Here is an 18603-nt window from a genome sequence, read left to right on the forward strand (position 1 = left end):
GCCGCTCTCCCTTCACGGAAGATACGGATGGATAAGCCGCCGTATAGGTTGAGCGATCATTCGGGCAGTGCCTTCTTGGTTAACGATAGCCGGAAACGGCTCTAGACGCAACCGTTCGCTTGGACGTCGGCGGGGAGCCGTTGGTTCGAAGCGCAGGGCGCATATTTGGGCAGGAAAAAGGACAGCCGCCGTTTGAAAAGACATCCTGAGGAGGAAGGTTACAGGGTTTTCAGAAGTTATTAACGAAATATTAAGGATTTTCACAGAAAACAGGCCTATGATAGTTTGGACGGCTTCCGCCGAAATCCGGAAAGTACCGAATCCATGAATACGTAATGCATTTAGTCGATAAAGGGGTTTTGATGAAATGGTTCAGAGAATGGGGAAATGGATTTATCCGCTGCTTGCGGCGCTGCTGTTGGCTTCGGGAGTATTCCCGGCCGGCGTGCAGCCTGCCTCGGCGTCGGGAACGGCTTCCTCCCAGCCGGGTGCAGGAGGGGCGTCGACCGCCGGCTCCGCGCCGATCGACGCGGTACTCGTGCTTGATGCCAGCAACTCGATGGCGGCAAGCGATCCGCAGAAGATCGGGAACGAAGCCATGCGGCTGTTCATCGATATGCTGCCCGTACAGGGCGACCGGGTCGGCATCGTGTCGTACACGGATGTGGTCCAGCGGGAGAAAGCGCTGCTGGAGATCCAGGGGCAGAGCGACAAGGACGAGCTGAAGACGTTTATCGGCCAGCTCGGCCGCGGCGCCTATACCGATACGGCGGTCGGCGTAACCGAAGCGGTCAATATGCTGCAGCGCGGCGCGCAGACCGGCCGCGAACCGATGATCGTGCTGCTGGCCGATGGCAATACGCAGCTCAATACGACCAAGTCCAAGACGCTCGACCAGTCGAAGCAGGAGTTGGCCGAGTCCGTGAAGAAAGCGACCGACGCCGGAATTTCGGTCTACACGATCGGGCTCAACGCCGACGGCAAGCTGAATCAGGCCGAACTCGAGAAGATCGCGTCGGATACGAACGGCAAATCGTTCGTGACGGATTCCGCGGACGATCTGCCCGGAATCCTGAGCGAGATTTTTGCCAGCCATCAGCAGCTTAACGTGACGGCGCTTGATCCCCTGACGGGCAATGGAGAATTCCAGAACGTCACGATCGCTGTGCCGAACGCCAACGTCCTGGAAGCGAATGTGTCCATCACCTCGGGCCAGCCGGTCGAGCTCAAGCTCCAAGACCCGGGCGGCGCCGAAGTGACGATTCCTTCGGACGCCGTTACGCTGTCCACCTCCAAGACGTATTCGCTGCTGAAGCTCATCAAGCCGCAGGAAGGCGATTGGACGCTCGGCGTCAAAGGCGCCAACAAAGACCAGATCGATATCAGCCTGGTCTTCAACTACGACCTTGAACTCGCAACCGCTCCGCTGGGCGCGGACTCCTACGGCAAAGGCGACAAGGTCGACGTTTCCGCGTACCTGACAAGCGCCGGCCAGAAGCTGGATTCGCCCGAGTTGGCTGCCACAATGAAAGCAACGCTCGTCGTCAAAGATGAAGAGACGGGGATCGAGACGAATGTGCCTATGGCGCTCAAGGATACGCAGTTCGACGGCAGCTACGAGCTGCCCGAAGCGCACAAGTATACGCTGATTGTCCGGGCCGAGGCCGACAGCTTCTATCGCGAATCCGCCCCGATTGAGATCGACGCCGCTTCCGGCTCGGTATCCGGCGGTTCGGGAGCCGAAGCGGACAAGCCTTTCCCGCTCGTACCGGTCATTCTGGGCGTCTTGGGGCTGCTTGCGCTCGCCGCGCTTGTCTTCTTCCTGATGCGTTATCTCAAAAAAGCGAACAAAGGCTTCGTCGGCCAAATGGTGATCGAGATCCGCGACGAAAACACCGGCGAACGTTCTTATCCGCAGTATAAGAAACTAAACACCTACAAAGGCCGTCTTAATCTGCATCAGCTTCTCCAGCTTGCGCCCGAACTGAAAGACGCCGAGAACATCGTCTTCACTCCGGGTTCGAACGACCGGATTCTGCTGCGCAGCAGCGCCGAAGGCGTCCCGATCGAGAAATCCGGCCGCGTCGTCGATACGTCGAAAGGTCTGGAACTGAAAAGCGGCGACCGCCTCACCGTTCCGATGGCCCAAGCCGGGAAGACGATTAATTTGGAATATTTAGTCTAGTCAAACTCCTCTCCGCGAATTTGACCAAAGAAGATCGAAGCGGGACGGTTCAACCCGCTTCGATTTCTATCCAAGAGCGGTTTTAATCCAAGTTGATTAAACCCGCTTCGGAACGCAAAAGGTTTGCCCGATTTCTCAAGCGATTCCAATCGACTCGGACAAACCCGCTCCAAAACGCAAAGGTTCGCCCGAATCCCGACTTCACCCGATTCCCGGCAGCCACATCGCACAAAATGCTGCCTTTACGGCAACATTTCCGCCCTGAACCGGCCCGAAAACCGAAAATGTTGCTTTTATGACAACATTTTCGCCGAATACGAAGCAGAAAAGCACGATGAAGTCGAAAATGCTGCCTTTTTGATCACATTATTCGCTTAACCGTTGTTTTTCGCTCGAAATGTTGACCTAATGACAACATTCATTCCGGCGAACGTTCAACATCGACATCGACGCCGCCGCACATACCGACATCGACGCCGCCACACATACCGACGCCGACGCCGCTACCACCGACGCCGCCACACATACCGACATCGGCTCCCGTCATCCTATCCGCCATTGCACCGAATCGGCTTTCCGCGAAGCAGCACAAGCGCGAAAGCCGCATCCCGAAAGGAGCTTTTCATGAAACCGATCGTAAGAGAACATATCCAGCAGCTCGACGTCTCGCTCGGAGGCGGGATCGTCAGCGAGAAGATCCGCGTCGATACCATCGACAATCCGATGCTCATCATCGGACTCGGCGGCACGGGCATCGACGCCCTGCTGCGCCTCAAATACCAGATCAACCGCCGCTTCAAACTGCCGGCCGATCCCGTCTCCAAGAAGAAAATGGAGAAGCCGTCCAACGTCGAATTCCTCGCGTTCGAGACGAACGAGCAGGATCGCGGCAAGCGCTACAAAGGCATCGGGCTCGACCCGATCAACGAATTCGTGCTGCTCGCCAACGCCGAGATCGGCGGACTGCTGCAGAACCGCAGCATCCTCGAGCCGTACATCACCGAATGGCTGTCGCCGGAGCTCAGCATCACCGACGGCATGAACGGCGCGGCCGGCGTACGCCAGGCGGGACGCCTGCTGCTGTTCACGAAGATCAACCAGGTCGTGCAGGCGATCGACAAGAAGATCAAGACGCTGTCCGTCGGCACCAACAAGAAACTCACCGTGTTCCTGCTGACCGGTCTGTCCGGCGGTACGGGCAGCGGCTCGTTCCTCGATATTTCGTACATCATCCGCGGGCTGGTCGAACGCGATCACGGCGCAGCCGGCGTCGACCGCCTCAACATGCTGGGCTATCTGTTCACGCCGGACGTCAATCTGGCGAACAAGAGTCTCAGCGAACATACGCGCGAATACGTCCGCAAAAACGGCTACGCCGCGCTCAAAGAGCTGGATTACTGGATGAACGTCGATGCGCGCGGGGAGCGGTTCAAGCAGCAGTACGGCAGCATCCTGACCGTCAACTCGCCGCTGCCGCCTTTTAACCTGTGCCATCTGATCTCCGCGACCAACACCGAAGGCAAGCTGCTGGAGAACGCGTACGATTACTGCATGAACGTGACGGCCGAGAACATCACCAACTTTATGGCCAGCGAGGAAAAAGCGTCGGGCGAAGAGTTCGCGATCCACGATTATATCAGCAACATCCGCACGAACATCGCGCAGATGACCAAAGCGTATCCGGCCAACTACGACTACAACATCATCGGCGCGTCGTCCGCGGTGCTGCCGATCGAAGAAATGACGACGTACCTCGCGTACCGCCTGTTCCAGAAGATGGAGAAGATGTTCCAGCACGCGCCGAACCAGGAAGAGGTCGAGCGGTTTGCGCAGAAGCTTATGCTGGATCCGGATTCGATGCTCAAGACGTTCGAGTCGAGAGTGCCGGAACCGATTCCGGGCTACCAGAACAGCGAACGCCTCAGCTACGCCAACGTGATCAAAATGCAAAGCGTGAGCATGGACGCGGAGCTGGAGCAGACGTTCCTGACGCGGGCGCGCGAAGAATACATCAAGATGAAGAAACAGCTGCCGGGCGAGATGCTGGAGCGCTTTTCCGAACAGATCCGGCGTGCTTTCCTGAGTCCGGAGCAGGGTCCGTTCTACGTGTCGCGCCTCATTTATACGGAGAAAGGATTCTCCCTGCTCAAAATGCTCCAGGCATACATCGAGAACCTGCGCGAGTCGCTGCTGCGGATTCCGCGCGACATCGAAGCGGCCGAAGAGCAGGCAAACGAGCGTCTAGGCGACGCGAAGAGCGCGCTCATTTCCCGGGACAAGAAGAAGAACGCCTATATCGAAGCCAAAATGAACGAATACTGGCTGCGGGCCGACATCGAGCGCACCGAGCAGATGATCGAGTTCTACGAAGACTTCTACGAGCTGCTGAACCGGGAAAACAACCGCATCTACGGCGTGTTTACCGAGATTCTGAACGCGCTGAGCTCCATCTTCGAACGAAACGGCGAGATTCTGACGCGCGGCGACGAACAGGTGGATCACAAAGGGAACAAAACGTATTACTGGAACGTCGTCAGCGTGCCGGACATCTCCAAATTCGTCGGCAGCCTGATGGAAAAACGCGACGTGGACGATCTGATCCGCGATTTCTCGCAGGAACTGATCGACCATTCGGACCGCTGGATCAAAGAGCAGGAAGTCGATATCATCGGTTCGATCTCGGACTTCCTGACGAGCAAATTCGGCGATCTGATCACGCAGTCGATGGAAGATTTCCTGCGGATGAAGTTCGGCGAAGACGAGTCGATCGAGAAGTTCGTCGAGCGCAACATCGCGGGCAAACTGGACGAGGAAGCGATCCCGGTCTTCCACTTGAGCAACAGCTCCGGCAATCTGCATTTCCCTTCGTGGGGCTTCGTGTCCGTGCCGGTTCAGGCGCCGGGCATTCTCAAGGGCATCCGCAACTACCAGGAGAACGCGATCGGCAAATCGAACTTTACGGTCAAGGAAAGCCAGGTGAAGAACCGGATTTTCTGGCTCAACACGCGCAACGGAGTGCCGCTGTTCGTCTATACGCCGCTCAAGGTCTATGAAGAAAACTACGAACGGACCATTCTCGGCAAAGAAGGCGTGGGACGCCATCTGGTGCAGACGGAACGCGACAACTGGACGTATCTGCCGTCGCCGATCCCGCAGCAGTCGTGGGGCGACGTCTACGATAACGGCCGGGTCAAAGACTATAACGGACGTGTCCGCGGCGAGTTCGACCGGGCGCGCGGATTCGGAGTCATTATCGAAAAAGACGCCGATCAGACGACCAGCAGCCGCTACTCCGTCGTCACGACGGTGTCGTTCGACTTGTTCGCTTCGCTCGCCGGCTTCGATATGCAGCTGCAAAGCGCCAAGCCGAACCTCGGCGAAGTGAAGCGCGCGCATGCCGAACTCAAGCGCCTGCTGAGCGAAGGCATCGGCCGGGAATCGGTCAAGGATATCTTCGGCAGCATCAACGAAGACCTGGCCAAAGAAAACCTGATCCGTTCGCCGGAGCAGATCCGCCGCGTGCGCGAAGAACTGGCGAAGTACGAAACGATCCAGGCCAAAGTGTCCGAACTGGAATCGCTGCTGTCGCAGCATGCCGGGGAAGAGAAACTGCTGGATCAATACATCGAAGCGCTCTACACCGAGACGATCGTCAAAAAAGGCGCGCTCTACGTCTACGACCGCGAAGAGGATGAGGAGAGCTGGGAGCCGTTCGTCAATCTGATGAAGAGCCGCAGCTATCCGCATTTCGAGATCTACGACGTGTTCCGTTCGCTCGGCGACCGGCAGCGGCAGACGCTGCTGCGCAAAGCATCCCGCCGCTCGAACGAGCTGACCGCTTCGGAAGACGTTTCCCTGCTGGTCGGCAAGCTGGACGAGCTGTACACGACGTTCATCGAAGCGAGGCAGCAGCTGGAATACGAGAAGATGGAACTTGTGAACGGCGAAGAAGCGTACCGCTTCTATCAAGAGACTGCGGCTAAGCTGAACGAGCTGCGCAAAAGGTTGAGATAACATGAACGAGCTGCTGGAGCAATTCGCCGCCGCGTACGCGGCGCGGGAAGAAGGGCTTCCGGGCTTCGCGGAAGGGAGGAGCGGCCTGCATTATCCGGCCGCTTTCCTGTTTGTGGGAGACCGGGCGGCCGAAGCGGCGTCGGCGCTGGCGCGGCTGAATGCGGGCAAATACGATAACGCGGCGGGCATCGCCTATTTCCATGTCGCTTCGTCCGCGCTGCCGCAGGACGATTTGGATCATCACCGTCAGGCGGTACGTTTCCGCTGGGATGCTTTTGGCGGGCAGGACGCCGAAGAGAATACGCTGCGCCGCGATACGCATCGCGCGTTCGTCAACTCGAAAGCGGACCATCTCTACGAACTGAACCGCGCGCTGCGCCGCTCGAGCCGCATGCTGTCCGAGAGCGGCCGGCTGTTCGCGTCGTTCGACCGGCTGCATCTGTCGGTCGTGACGCATGCGGACGATGTGATGAACGTGCTGACGCCGGAGATCTCGCTGCTGGCCGGCGCGGTGTTCGGACAGTCGTTCAAGTCCGTGCAGACGGATCTGTACGTGCTCGTCAGCGATCAGGAACAGGCCGATTCGTTCGGCTATTCCAGTTCGGTCGGCGTGTCGTTCCTACGAGAGCTGGATCTCGTCCAACGTCCGGAATACGCGTTCTCCGCGCCGCTTCAAGTGACGGAGAACCGGCTGACGATCGACGTGAACCACGCGCCCTCGCCGCTGTTCGATCTCGTCTATCTGCTGTCGGACAAGAACGAACGCGGCATCGCCGCACCGGGCGGGCTGCGCGGGGCATACGAGATTATCTGCCATGCGCATCTGCTCAAGAACCGCCGCCGCGATTCGAGTTCTTCGGCGGGCAGCGCCGCGGCCGGAGAAGAACAGCCGCTGGAGGGACTCAAGACCGGCGCCGGGCAGTACAACAATTCGTCGTTCAAAAGCGGGCTGTCGAACGAGTCCGGGCGCCGGGGAATGGCTTCGGGCGGTTTTGCCCGGGTGACCCGGCCGGATCGCTCGATCGCGCTGGCCGTGCTGCATTATTTCGCGCGCGGCCTGAACCGCCGTATGCGGGAGATTCCCGAGACGCCGGCGGCCGAGCAGCTGTCGCGCCTCGAACTGGACCGCCCGCATATGCGCGAGCGCGCCGAGCGCCTGGCGCCGGACGAAGGCAAGCTTGAAGATATGAACGGTATCATGAGTTCATCCGCGACGTATTCGTCGATCCGCCGCATGACGCTGGCGGAAGCGGAAGCGGCGCTGTTCGGCTCGGCCGCGGAGAGTTTCTTCCGCGGCAACTTCGAGGCGGAAGCGCAGCGGCGCTTGGCCGAGGCCGATATCGGCCGGGGCCTGCGGCAGTATGCCGAGCGGGCCGCGGCGGAAGACGCGCGGCACGGGCTGTACCGGATCGCCGCCTGGAGCGATCCGTCGGAATCCGCGAACGCGGCGCCGTCGGCGCTGCTGGAGAGGATGCGCGAAGCGATGCTGGAGCAGGGCAGCGCCCGGGAAGAGCTGGAGCAGCTCTACGGCGGCCTTGTCGAAGAGCAGCCGCATAAGAAAGCGCTGCTGCGCGACAGCCAGAATGTGCGGCACTTCGTCCGCTATTTCTTCGAGCATATCTACGGCCTCAAGCTGCGTATTCTGCGCCTGGAGATGGAGATCGAGCTGTACCGGCGCTACGAAGACGCGCTGTCCGAGCTGCATGTCCGCTACAAGGCGATGATTCGCCGCGTGGAGCAGCTCGAAGAGCGGCTGCGCCGCGCCGCCGAATACAGCGCCAAGAGTGCCGACGATTACATCGGCCAGAACCTGATGCCGTATTACGAGCGCGTCGTCGATACGCTGATGCGCGATGCGGAAGACCGGCGAGGCCGGGATTATTACTTCGAAGAGCGCCGCCTCGGCGATCTTGCCGCGCTGATCGCGGAGCGCCCCGAGGACGGGGACGGAACGGCTGCTGGAGAGAGCGCAGGACTTCGCGCAGGAGCAGGCGAAGCCGGACTGCAGCCGATGAACGCGGGCGAGCACCGGCTGCTTCGGCGGCTGACGGAGCTGTGCACCCGCGAGCTGCTGGGCGCGGATCCTCTTGTGCAGACGTACGAGCAGGAGCTGCTGCGCCGCGCCAACGTCGCTGTCGAATACGAGAACCGCGAGACGATGACCAAGGAAGATCTGTTCCGCATTCTCTACCGCAAACTCGAAGAACGCGCGGCGATCAATCTGCGGCTGTTCGACTACACCCAGGAGCACCGCCACGAAGAAAAGTATTTCTTCGGCGACGGCAACGGCGAATTCATGCGCTATGCGCTGAACGAGGAAGAGACGTCGCGGATCTACCGCGTCGGCTACGTCCACGAACGCCGCAGCGACGGGGTAGAGAAGCTCAACCTGATGGGCGGCTTCCATATCGAAGACTTGATGTACTACCGTAACGGCCGCGTTTATTACGACGCTTATGTAAAAGCGGGGTATCTGTTCCACGCGATCGACGCCAAGCGTCTGCCGGAGATCTGATCGGCCTGATCGGCTGCCGGAATGTTTCTTTCGAGTAGACCGGCAGGCGTTTTTTGAAAAGGGGAACGAAATAAATGCGCGGCGGCACTTATTTCGTCGGGTTTGGGCGTTTGGAGTCTTTTAGCTGCGAGAGAACCGTTATTTGGGCCGCCGCATGCTTTTTACGCCGGATTCGGAGGGAATAGCTGCTCGTACGCAGCTATTTGTCGAACAGCACCGGTCAGAAGAGAAATAGCAGTTGGTGCGCAGGTAGTTGAAGCTGCGCGGGAAAAAAGCCGCTGCCGTCTGCGGCCTGGAAGTGGCTGCGCCAGCCGCAGCCTATCGATTGGCCCGAAGGGATATTCAATAGGCTTTGCGGGGGAAAGGCCGCTGTCATCTGCGGCCTGAAAGTGGCTGCGCCAGCCGCAGTCTATCGATTGGCCCGAAGGGATATTCAATAGGCTGCGGCGGGTTGCGGCATACATAGAGAGGGGTGAGGAAGGATGCAGCGTAAAATCAATGGGCTGCTGCTGGTGTTGGCGCTTGTCGGCGGGGCGGTCGGTTTCGGGATCGGGGAATGGCTGCTGAGCCGTTACGAAGGGGAGATGTCCAGCATTCTGCTGGTCGGGATCTACTTTGCGGTGCTGGCTTTTTGTATCGGGCTGGGCTGCCTGGTTGCGGAGATGATCTCGCCGAAGCTGAACGGGCGCTCCTGGAGAGAACGCTACGCGGGAGTGTCGTGGAAGATGCTTGTCCCGGTCACGCTGGCTGCGTTTCTGGCGCTGGGTTCGCTGTTTGAGTTCGTGTACGAACTGGATCTGGGCGGAGCCAAGCGGATCAACGATATCGTGCTGTTGATCGACAATTCGGGCAGTATGACGGGCGACGAGAAGAGCAAAGGCAACGATCCCGAGAACGAGCGGTTCACGGCGGCCAAAGAACTGATCGGGCGAATGGACGCGGAGAAGAGAGTGGCCGTGTTTACTTTCGACGAGGTTCCGCAGCTGATCCAGCCGCTGACCTCAACGGCGACGGACAGTGCCAAGCAGCAGATTTACGCGAAGATCGATGCGATCCAGCCAACGACTTACAAAACGAAAATCGACCAGGCGCTGACCGGTACGATGGAGCATATCCGGGAGCAGGGCAATGCGGAGAGCGGCGCGATGGTCATTCTGCTGTCCGACGGCGTGACCGACGTGGATTTGAACGCGGTGGTGTCCGGGTATCGGGACCAGCGGGTTCCGATCAATGCGATCGCCCTCGGCAACGCGGAAGACCAGACGCTGAACGCCCAAGATCGCGAAGCTTTGGTAGAAGGATTCCGTCTGCTGGAGAGTTTGTCCGAGCGGACTGGCGGCACCTATACGAATGTCGCCAACGCCGACCAGATCTCGCTGGCGTTCCAGGATATCTACCGCGATCTGGATGACCATACGCTGCTGACCGAACGTACCGGGGCTCCGGCAGGCAGCACGTATCTGCAAATTTTGCATATCGGTCTGATCCTGCTGCTGGGTGCCGCACTCGGCATAGCGCTCGGGATCATGTTCGACAATCGGTTCCTCGCCAAAAGCTTCGGTATCGGCGGAGCACTGGCCGGTCTGGCCGCGGGACTGATTCTGGAACTCGGACTGCAGGGCGATTCGCTTGGGCATCCGACGGTCAGACTGCTGGCCGATCTGGCCCTGGCCTTGATTATCGCCGTGTTCACGCTGATTGTACCGGTCAGCGACCAGCAGCGGCGCGAACGCAGACGCAAAGGCGCGAGCGTATCCAATCCGTCTGCGGGTCTCGGGACACGTCCCGGCGATCGCAGCAGCGGTTTTTGAGTGCCGGATAAGGAAGTCTGAAACCGAGCGGATTCGCAAAAAGAATTCCGGCCGCCGCGCTGACAGACTAAGAGCGGCATGAGAGCCGGATAGGCCGGCAGGGTTGACGGAAGAGAGGGACGGGTAAAGATATTGAGAGTGATTAAATAGCACACTACCGATAGCGGGAGGCAGCCGAAGGGATTTTTTGTGAAAAAGATCCTGAATTCCGACCCTGCATCCCGAACCCCAAATCCCAAATCCGAGAGGAAGAATCCCATGACTCAATCCCTACAGCATTCGTTCGACATCCTGTTTATCGGCAGCGGCCAGGCGGCCTGGAACGCAGCGGTGCCGCTTGCCGCGGCAGGCCGGAAGATCGCCGTTATCGAGCGTCACAAGATTGCGGGCGTCTGCACCAGCTACGGCTGCAATCCGAAGATTATTCTGGACACGCCGATCAAGGTAATGGAAGACGCGCAGCTGTATGGCGGACACGGTCTGGAAAGCTCTTTTTCGCTCGACTGGTCCAAACTGATGGCGCACAAGAATTCGATTCTTGATCCGCTGCCGGATCTGGTGGAGCAGAGATTGACCGGAGCGGGCGTCACGATCGTGCACGGCGAAGCGAAGTTTGCCGATCCGCGTACGGTCGTGGTGGACGGCGTGTCCTATTCGGCGGAAACGATCGTGATCGCGGCGGGTCAGCGCCCGGCGGAACTGGACATTCCGGGCAGCGAACTGCTGAAGACGAGCGACGATTTCCTGTATCTGCCGGAGCTTCCGCAGCGGATCGTGTTGATCGGCGCGGGGTACGTGGCGATGGAGCTGGCGTCGATCGCGTCCAAAGCGGGCGCGCATGTCGAAGTCGTCCAGACCTCGAACCAGGCGCTGAACGGATTCCATCAACCGTATGCCCAGGCTCTGGTCGAGAAGATGCGGGGCGACGGCGTCGTGTTCCATTTTGAAGACCGGGCGGCAAGTTTGTCCAAGCAGGGCGAAGAGACCGTGCTCACGACGGAAAAAGGACTTTCGCTGCATGCCGATCTGGTCATTAACGCGACAGGCCGTATTCCGAACACGGATCAATTGGGTCTGGAAGCGGCAGGCGTCGAATATACCGGCAAAGGCATCGTCGTCGACCGGTATCTGCGTACCTCGCAGCCGAATATCTACGCAAGCGGCGACGTATTGGACAAGAAGCAGCCGCGCCTGACCCCGACATCCGTATTCGAAGCCAAGTACCTGGCCGCGCTGCTGTCGGGAGCGATCGATGCGCCGATCCAGTATCCGCCGATCGCCACGATCGCGTTTACCCTGCCGCGGATCTCGCAGATCGGCATCTCGCCGGAAGAAGCGGAGCAGTCCGACGCGTATACGGTGAAGCCGATCGAGCTGGGCAAACAGTGGGACTTCGCCGGTCGGGGCGATACGGATGCCCATCTGACGCTGGTGTTCGACAAGGACGGCAAACTCGCCGGAGCGGCCGCCTACAGCCGGGAAGCGCTGGATATCGTCAACGCGCTGACGCCGGTCATCGCGCTCAAGCTGTCGGCGGAGCAGGCAGATCAGCTGGTGTACGCTTTCCCTTCGTTCGAATCGACGATATCGGGTCTGCTGCGTCAGGGACAAACGAAGTAACGAGTCCAGAGTCGGCCGGGATGTCTGATAGAACGGCACGCAGGAAGTTTGAAAAAGAAAGCGTAAAAAGAGAAGGAGGCCGATGGAGCGACAGGTGTATCGGCCTCCTTTTTTGCTCTGCTTGAGCCCGCCTATCAGGCTGTGGGGAAGACGCGGTATGGCGAAAACGGATGTCGGCCGATTGTACGGATTCCCCGGCTGGAGGCGGGGGCCGCAAGCAGACGGCTGTGTTATAATGGGAGAAGCTGTGAAGATTGAAGAAAGCCGTTCGGGAGCCGGAATTGCGACTGCCGGAACCGGCGTGGCAAGGCATGAATAGAAGGACGATTTCGAACAGGGAAACCGGAGCGGATAACGGTCGAGCCGACGTTTGGCGCAGGAATCTCCGTCTCTCGAAATTGTTCCAAGTCGACGAAGGAGGCATCCGGGATGCGGTTTATCGAAGCGGGTCCGGAATCGCCGGTCATCCGCGAACTGACGCGCCGCGTCAGCGGCGACGTCTGCACGCTGCAGTGGCAGTGGCCGTCGGGCGCGGATTCGGTCTATATCGGCCGAAGGGCGCTCGACGCCGATCTTTCCGGCGCAGGCGGAACCCCGCCCGCGCCGGAACGCAGCTTCAGCCCCGATCCGTCCGGGCTGAAGCTGTATACGCGGGAAGAATACAAAGCGGCGGCCGGTTATCGCGATCGTCTGGACGGGATCGGCCGGTTTGCGTATACCGTATACGCGGTGGTCCCGGGCGCCGGCGAACCGGTGCTGGTCCGCCAGCCGGACGGTTCCAATACGATCGAGACGCCGGCCGGCCGCGCGAAGATTCGCTGCTCCGTCCGGGAGAAAAAAGCGCTGTTTCGTCCGTACAAATCGGTGCGTATCGAAATTTCCTGCGAGGTGCCGCTGGGCGAAGACGTACTCTGCTATGTCAAAAAAAGCGGCGCTTATCCGACCGGTCCGCAGGACGGCACGGTGTATCCGTTCGGGACCCCGTTCCCGGCCGGCCGCACCAGTCTGCCGGAGATCGAAGTGGGCAAGAACGATTTTGTGCGGGTGTTTTTTACGGATGGGAAAAAGTATGGGCTCTTGTATGAACTGCTGCCGGAATAAGCGCAGTTTACCTTGGGAATCATGCAGATCGCGATCCAACCAATAAGGAGTCAGGGGGAACGGCGATGAGCTTTTTTAGCCGATTCAAAAGAAAGCCGCAGGAAGAACCGAGGCCGCTGTTTTACGATATCGTCTGTCCGTACTGCTTCAGCAAGTTCTCGCCGGAAGAAGTCGTCTTCCGCGCTTCGCATCATCGCGAGGACGACGAAGATTTCGCGCTGCGCGAAGACGCGCCGCTGAACCGGTACCGGGAGCGGTTCGGTCTCGATACGGTGTACGACATGGAAGCGATTCTGAATCCGCAGGATATTTTGCCGGAACATCGCACGTACACGGACAATGTCCTCACTTCGCTGACGGACCGCTACGGCGAGACGACGCGCAGACGGCTGTGCCCGCACTGCCACAACGAGCTGCCGGTGACGGCGGGCAAGGTGCCGAGCAACATCATCTCGATCGTCGGCGCGTCGCAGGTCGGCAAGTCCGTCTACATGACGTCGCTGATCCATACGCTGCAGCAGACGACGGCCGACCGGTTCGACGCCGCGTGCATGCCGCTTAACGCGGAGATCAGCCGCAAGTTCCGCATGAATTACGAAGATCCGCTGTTCGAACGCGGCGACTTGCTCGCATCTACGCAGAAAGAGCGGATGCAGGAGCCGTTCATTTTCCAATTCGTGTTCAAAGACGACAAGAAACCTCCGCTGACGCTCGTCTTTTTCGACGTGGCGGGCGAAGGTATGGTGGACGAAGAATACATGAACCTGCACGGGCGGCATATCCGCAACTCGGCGGGCATCCTGTTCATGGTCGATCCGCTGCAGATCCGTTCGATCCGCGAGCGGATCCGGATCATGCTGGGCGACAAACCGGGCGAATGGACCAACCGTTACGACGAGCCGCGCGACGTGGTGCTCACCATGTTCAGCGACTTCATTTCGCATCAGGAAAAAGGCAAAACGGATATTCCGACCGCGGTCGTGCTGACCAAAAGCGATATGCTGCGCGCACTTGCGGACGAAGGCGGCGACTACATACGTCCCAACAGCAATGTGTTCAACAATATGGAGCACAACGACTACTTCGACCTGACCGAATTCGGCAATATCGACGGCGAAGTGCGGCGCTTTATCGAAAAAGTGGACCGGCCGTTCAAAGGCACGATGGATGTGTACTTTAACGAAACCGGGTATTTTGCGGTGTCGGCGCTCGGCAGCAATCCGGTGGACCAGAAGATTCAGGGCGTTGTCAGCCCGATCCGGGTCGACGAACCGTTTATCTGGCTGCTGTACAAGCTGAAATATATCGAGGGGAGAGAATAAAACGTGAGCCCATTCTCCTCCAAAAAAATCGGCCAGCAGCTCTACACGCGCGCGCGCAGCGGCATTTTCCGGGATACGGAAGGCTACGACACGATCGCGCGGACGGAAGGCCTGGACGAAACTTTTATCAAAAAAACGCTGCACCCGCTCTGCGCCTACGACGCGCCGGCCGAGCTGACCGCTTCCGGCGTCAAGGAAGAGTCCGCCTATCCGGATTCCGTGCATCTGGTGCAGCTCGAGAACGGCGATGTGGTACTGGGACGCAGTCTGTACAAATCGATCGACTTTGCGGGGCTGCGCAGCACCTTTTTCACCCATAACTATGTCATTCCGTCGGAAAAAGCGGATAGCCTGGCTTTGGAGTACATGAATTTCCTGTATGCCGACTTCGCGTCCGAAGCCGCCGAGTCGCCGGAAGGCGCCACGGATTCCGCCCTGCTGCCGGAGCTTGCCGCCCTGCCGATGAGAAGCGAGCTGCCGCAGCCGAAGACCGGCCCGGACAAACTGGACGAACTCGGCCTCGAAGCTTCGTCGTTCAAGCGGCTGCTGCTGGCGCTGATGGAATCGATGGGCGGACGGCGCAAAGTCTACGTGACGCTGAACGCGCCCGTTGCCGAGTCGAGCGCCCGTGCCCTCAGGCTGCTGGAGGTGCTGTATGCGGCGCTGCCGCCGGAGTTCCGCCGCCGTCTGGGCTTTGTCACGTATTCGCGTGAACCGCACAGCCGCAAAGGCGTTCATCTGACGTTCGTCGAACAAGGCTCGATGCGTCCGGGCGACCGGAATATCGAGAAAGATTTCCTGTTCGATTTCTCGCGCGGACGGATCGTCAATGCCGCCGAAGGCGGAAGCCTGCAGGAACTCGCGGACTTCCTGTATGAAGGGCTGCGCGATCCGCAGCGGCTGGAACGGTTCTATGCGTTCGCGGACGAAGCGCTCGGCAGTACGCCGGATGCGCTGAACTCCGAGCGCTATCTGGAGCTGTCCCGACTGTTCCGGATCGAAGAAGGCGAAGAAGAACCTTACGAGCAGGATCGGCGGGGGATTCTGGCGCTGCTGACCGCCTGGGTACGCCGTGCGGGCGAATCGCGCCTAAAAGCCCGGATGTTCGACCTGCTGGGCGGCCGTTTCGACCGCGAGCTGGACGATCTGATGGCCGGACGGATTCCGGAACCGGATCTGCTGCGCGATATCGTCGCGTATTTCCGGGTTGGAGGCAAAGGCGCCGGGGCCGCGGTACTGCGCTATCTGCTGACGCTGATGCCGATGGTGACCCGTCAGAAACGCAAAGACGGCGGCATGACCTATTACGCCGTGATCGAGAGCGATCCCGAACTTGCGGATATGTTCTTCTCGACGCTGATCGGCAACCGACAGCTGGCTTCCATGCTGTTCGAGCCGTATCTGGACCGCAAAATGGAATCGGCCGCGGACGCGGCGGAAGTCGTGCGGATCGTGCAGAAATGGTCCGACGACCACCCGGGCCTGCTGAACAACGATCACTTCTGCGACTCGTCGCTGCGGGCGATAGGCAGCAAGCTGCGCCGCTCCGGCGAACCGGTCTCGGCGGTGCGCGGCGTTGTCGAGACGCTGCGCGGCGACGGCAACCCGACCGCCGGTCTAATGGACGGCACGGGCGAAGAGCTGATGAAACATCCGCTGTGCGTGGCGCTGGCCGACGAAGCGGTCCAATACCTGCTCGACGAATGGGAATGGGAAAAAGTCACGCTGCAGCAGGTGACGGGACTCGGCTTCCTGTTCGAAGGAGAGAGCGACGAAGAACGTAAACGCAAAGTGCGCGGTCCGCGCGGAACGGACCGGTACGCCGCGCTGCGCGCCGCGTATCTCTGGTTCACGCTGGAGCGGCCGGATGCCAGTCTGCTGGACGGTCTGGGGATCCGGGAGACCGACGAAGTGCAGAAGCTCGGCCGGCGCCTGCTGCCGGCCGAGATCGCGGCCAGCCGTTACGGCCGCCTCATGCCGGCGTTCTCGCGCAGCCTGAGCGGAGGCGGCGAAGATGTGGATTACCGCCGCCTGGTCGACGCGGTGCGGATCAATTCTTCCGCGACCGGGGGACGCGAAGCGGTATACCGCTTCTTCGACTGGTCCGCTTCGCAGGAGCCGTACTTGCAAGACGGCAGACTGCATCCGGCTTATGCGGCCGCGATCGAACATTATTTTGCCGCGCACGACCGCGAAGCGTTCCGAGATAAGAACAAGCGCCGCGATTACTTCGACGGCGCACCCGCTCCGCTGGCCGCGGTATACCGCAAAATCCAGGCGCAGCAGGCTTCGCCGCTTGTGCGCTGGATGCGCAGGAACCGCAGCTTGGCGCTGCTGCTGATGGGCCTGCTGGCGCTGGTGATCGTCGGCGGCGGAACCGTCGGCGTGCTGTACGCCACCGGCGTGCTGGGCGGCGAAGAGCAGACCGCTCAGACGCCGGCCGATCCGCCGGAAGAGACGGTTGCGGATACGCCGGGCACAGGCGAGACGGTGCCCGGCGCGGATGCGGGACCGGCTATGCTGGTCTTCGCACCCTCTAACGGACAGACGGTCGAATTCCGTTTCCGCACCGCGGAAGAACGGGATGCTTTCCGGCCGGCCAAGCTGGAACTGAAGCTTGCGAATGCCAGCCGCGTTGTGCTCGACAACCCGGCGTTTGAGCAGGGAGCGGACCCCGACCCGACCGAAGGGTCGACCGGTACCGAAGATCCTGCGGCAGGCGAGCCTGCCGATGGCACATCCGGCGAAGCCGGGCAGGATGCCGCCGGAGAGACCGGCAGCGGCGGTACGGGCACGACTGCCGGAGAGCCGACCGGCACGGAAGCCGGTACGGAATCGGGAGAGACGACCGGCGAAGCGGCCGGTCAGGGCACCGATCCCGCAGCCGGCGATCCGGCCGGCGCCGAGCCGGGAAGTGAAGCCGGCAGCGAATCCGGCGAGAGCACCGACCCGGCCGCAGGCACGCCGGCCGGTGAAGAACCGGGTTCCGGGTCGGAGTCCGGAACCGATGCCGCCGGAGGAAATACCTCCGGCAGCGAACCGGGAACCGGCACGGACGCGGCCGGTTCGGGCACCGACGCTTCGGCAGAAGGCGCCGAAGCCGGAAGCGGGTCCGCCTACGAAGCGGCGGACCCCGGGAACTATCCGTACACGGCGGTGTACCGGATCGTGAGTGCACTCGGTTCCCCGGTCCAGCAGGTGACCGTTGACGGGGAGAGCTACGATATCCGCACGGATTCGGCGGCGGAATAAATACAAGAACCAAGTGAAGACCCTTAGGCAAGCGGCGGAAGCCTGCATGCCTGAGGGTCTTTTTGTGCAGAATTTAAATAGACTCTGTATAAAATTGTTTATTCACCCTTCAGTTGGCGTTGTAAGCGAATTAAATAAAGAATAGGTATAGAAGGAATTAATGAAGAAAAAAGACGGACTTAGAACCTTGCTTGTTTTTCTTCTTCCCAGCACTTTTTTGATGGCCGTTCTAGATCTTTACTTTCCAAATACGGGGCTCGGCATCATGTTCACTATTCCGGCTACCTACTTTTTGAACGTGATAATTTGTGGAATCGGAATGATTGGACTTGGATTTATGCTTGTGAACCTGCTGCGGCCTCGTTATTCGATTGGGGTATGGATAGTCATTGGAATCGCCACTCTCTTTATTACCGTTTGGTTTTATCCTCAAGAAAGTCAACCCCATATTATGCGTCAGGTTCTGGATGCGTTCGAGAAACGTGAAGGATTTCTATTCTTGAATCAAGTATGGGAAAAGAAAGGACTCATTTTATTTTGGACTTTAACTATGGGGATAACGGTTAGTTTGATTGGATGGTTCTTCTTAGTGAAAAATATTCCTGGAAGTCTGATCGGCAGTTTACTTGCAGGTATAATTGGTGCTTTGTCCGGAAACCACTTTTTTGAATACATGGGGATGTACGGATGGTACCGACTTATATTCGCATTTATTATGTCATGCGCTTTGGTGATTTTAACAGATTTGATGATTCGTTCAGCAAACTCCCAATAAAGATTATT

At 59.5% G+C, this 18603-nt stretch carries 9 protein-coding genes; all 9 read left to right on the forward strand.

The features are described 5' to 3' along the window. Positions 1-367 precede the first annotated feature (367 nt). The 9 genes from HRQ60_RS09830 to HRQ60_RS09870 all read left to right on the forward strand — a co-directional run bounded on the left by HRQ60_RS09830 (position 368) and on the right by HRQ60_RS09870 (position 18595). Entirely contained in the window at positions 368-2185 is a 1818-nt protein-coding gene (locus HRQ60_RS09830; RefSeq protein ID WP_172195639.1) for a vWA domain-containing protein, read from the forward strand. Positions 2186-2809: 624 nt separating this feature from the next. Then, the gene (locus tag HRQ60_RS09835) at positions 2810-6199 is read left to right on the forward strand and encodes a tubulin-like doman-containing protein (protein WP_172195640.1); all 3390 of its coding nucleotides are present in this window, start codon (positions 2810-2812) and stop codon (positions 6197-6199) included. 1 nt (position 6200) lies between these two features. After that, the gene (locus tag HRQ60_RS09840; protein WP_172195641.1) at positions 6201-8714 is read left to right on the forward strand and encodes a transcription initiation factor TFIID; all 2514 of its coding nucleotides are present in this window, start codon (positions 6201-6203) and stop codon (positions 8712-8714) included. 482 nt (positions 8715-9196) lie between these two features. Beyond that, positions 9197-10525 (forward strand): vWA domain-containing protein, encoded by a 1329-nt coding sequence (locus tag HRQ60_RS09845; protein WP_172195642.1) that lies wholly within the window; start codon positions 9197-9199, stop codon positions 10523-10525. 258 nt (positions 10526-10783) lie between these two features. After that, positions 10784-12145 (forward strand): dihydrolipoyl dehydrogenase family protein, encoded by a 1362-nt coding sequence (locus HRQ60_RS09850; RefSeq protein ID WP_172195643.1) that lies wholly within the window; start codon positions 10784-10786, stop codon positions 12143-12145. A 429-nt stretch (positions 12146-12574) separates the two neighbouring features. Next, positions 12575-13246 carry a beta-mannanase gene (locus tag HRQ60_RS09855; RefSeq protein WP_172195644.1) on the forward strand — a complete coding sequence of 224 codons (672 nt, stop codon included), beginning with the start codon at positions 12575-12577 and terminating at the stop codon, positions 13244-13246. Between the two features lie 65 nt (positions 13247-13311). Beyond that, entirely contained in the window at positions 13312-14568 is a 1257-nt protein-coding gene (locus HRQ60_RS09860) for a TRAFAC clade GTPase domain-containing protein (RefSeq protein ID WP_172195645.1), read from the forward strand. A gap of 3 nt (positions 14569-14571) precedes the next feature. Next, on the forward strand, positions 14572-17820 hold the full coding sequence (locus tag HRQ60_RS09865; RefSeq protein WP_172195646.1) for a GAP1-N2 domain-containing protein: 3249 nt from the start codon (positions 14572-14574) through the stop codon (positions 17818-17820). A gap of 160 nt (positions 17821-17980) precedes the next feature. Continuing rightward, on the forward strand, positions 17981-18595 hold the full coding sequence (locus tag HRQ60_RS09870; protein ID WP_172195647.1) for a hypothetical protein: 615 nt from the start codon (positions 17981-17983) through the stop codon (positions 18593-18595). Positions 18596-18603 lie beyond the last annotated feature (8 nt).

Origin of the sequence: Saccharibacillus qingshengii, from assembly GCF_013185195.1 — a bacterium.
Classification (GTDB): Bacteria; Bacillota; Bacilli; order Paenibacillales; family Paenibacillaceae; genus Saccharibacillus; species Saccharibacillus qingshengii.

Excerpts from the sequence above, each read along its gene's own strand:
- HRQ60_RS09830 (WP_172195639.1), top strand. The coding sequence starts at position 368 with ATGGTTCAGAGAATGGGGAAATGGATTTATCCGCTGCTTGCGGCGCTG.
- HRQ60_RS09835 (WP_172195640.1), top strand. The coding sequence starts at position 2,810 with ATGAAACCGATCGTAAGAGAACATATCCAGCAGCTCGACGTCTCGCTC.
- HRQ60_RS09840 (WP_172195641.1), top strand. The coding sequence starts at position 6,201 with ATGAACGAGCTGCTGGAGCAATTCGCCGCCGCGTACGCGGCGCGGGAA.
- HRQ60_RS09845 (WP_172195642.1), top strand. The coding sequence starts at position 9,197 with ATGCAGCGTAAAATCAATGGGCTGCTGCTGGTGTTGGCGCTTGTCGGC.
- HRQ60_RS09850 (WP_172195643.1), top strand. The coding sequence starts at position 10,784 with ATGACTCAATCCCTACAGCATTCGTTCGACATCCTGTTTATCGGCAGC.
- HRQ60_RS09855 (WP_172195644.1), top strand. The coding sequence starts at position 12,575 with ATGCGGTTTATCGAAGCGGGTCCGGAATCGCCGGTCATCCGCGAACTG.
- HRQ60_RS09860 (WP_172195645.1), top strand. The coding sequence starts at position 13,312 with ATGAGCTTTTTTAGCCGATTCAAAAGAAAGCCGCAGGAAGAACCGAGG.
- HRQ60_RS09870 (WP_172195647.1), top strand. The coding sequence starts at position 17,981 with ATGAAGAAAAAAGACGGACTTAGAACCTTGCTTGTTTTTCTTCTTCCC.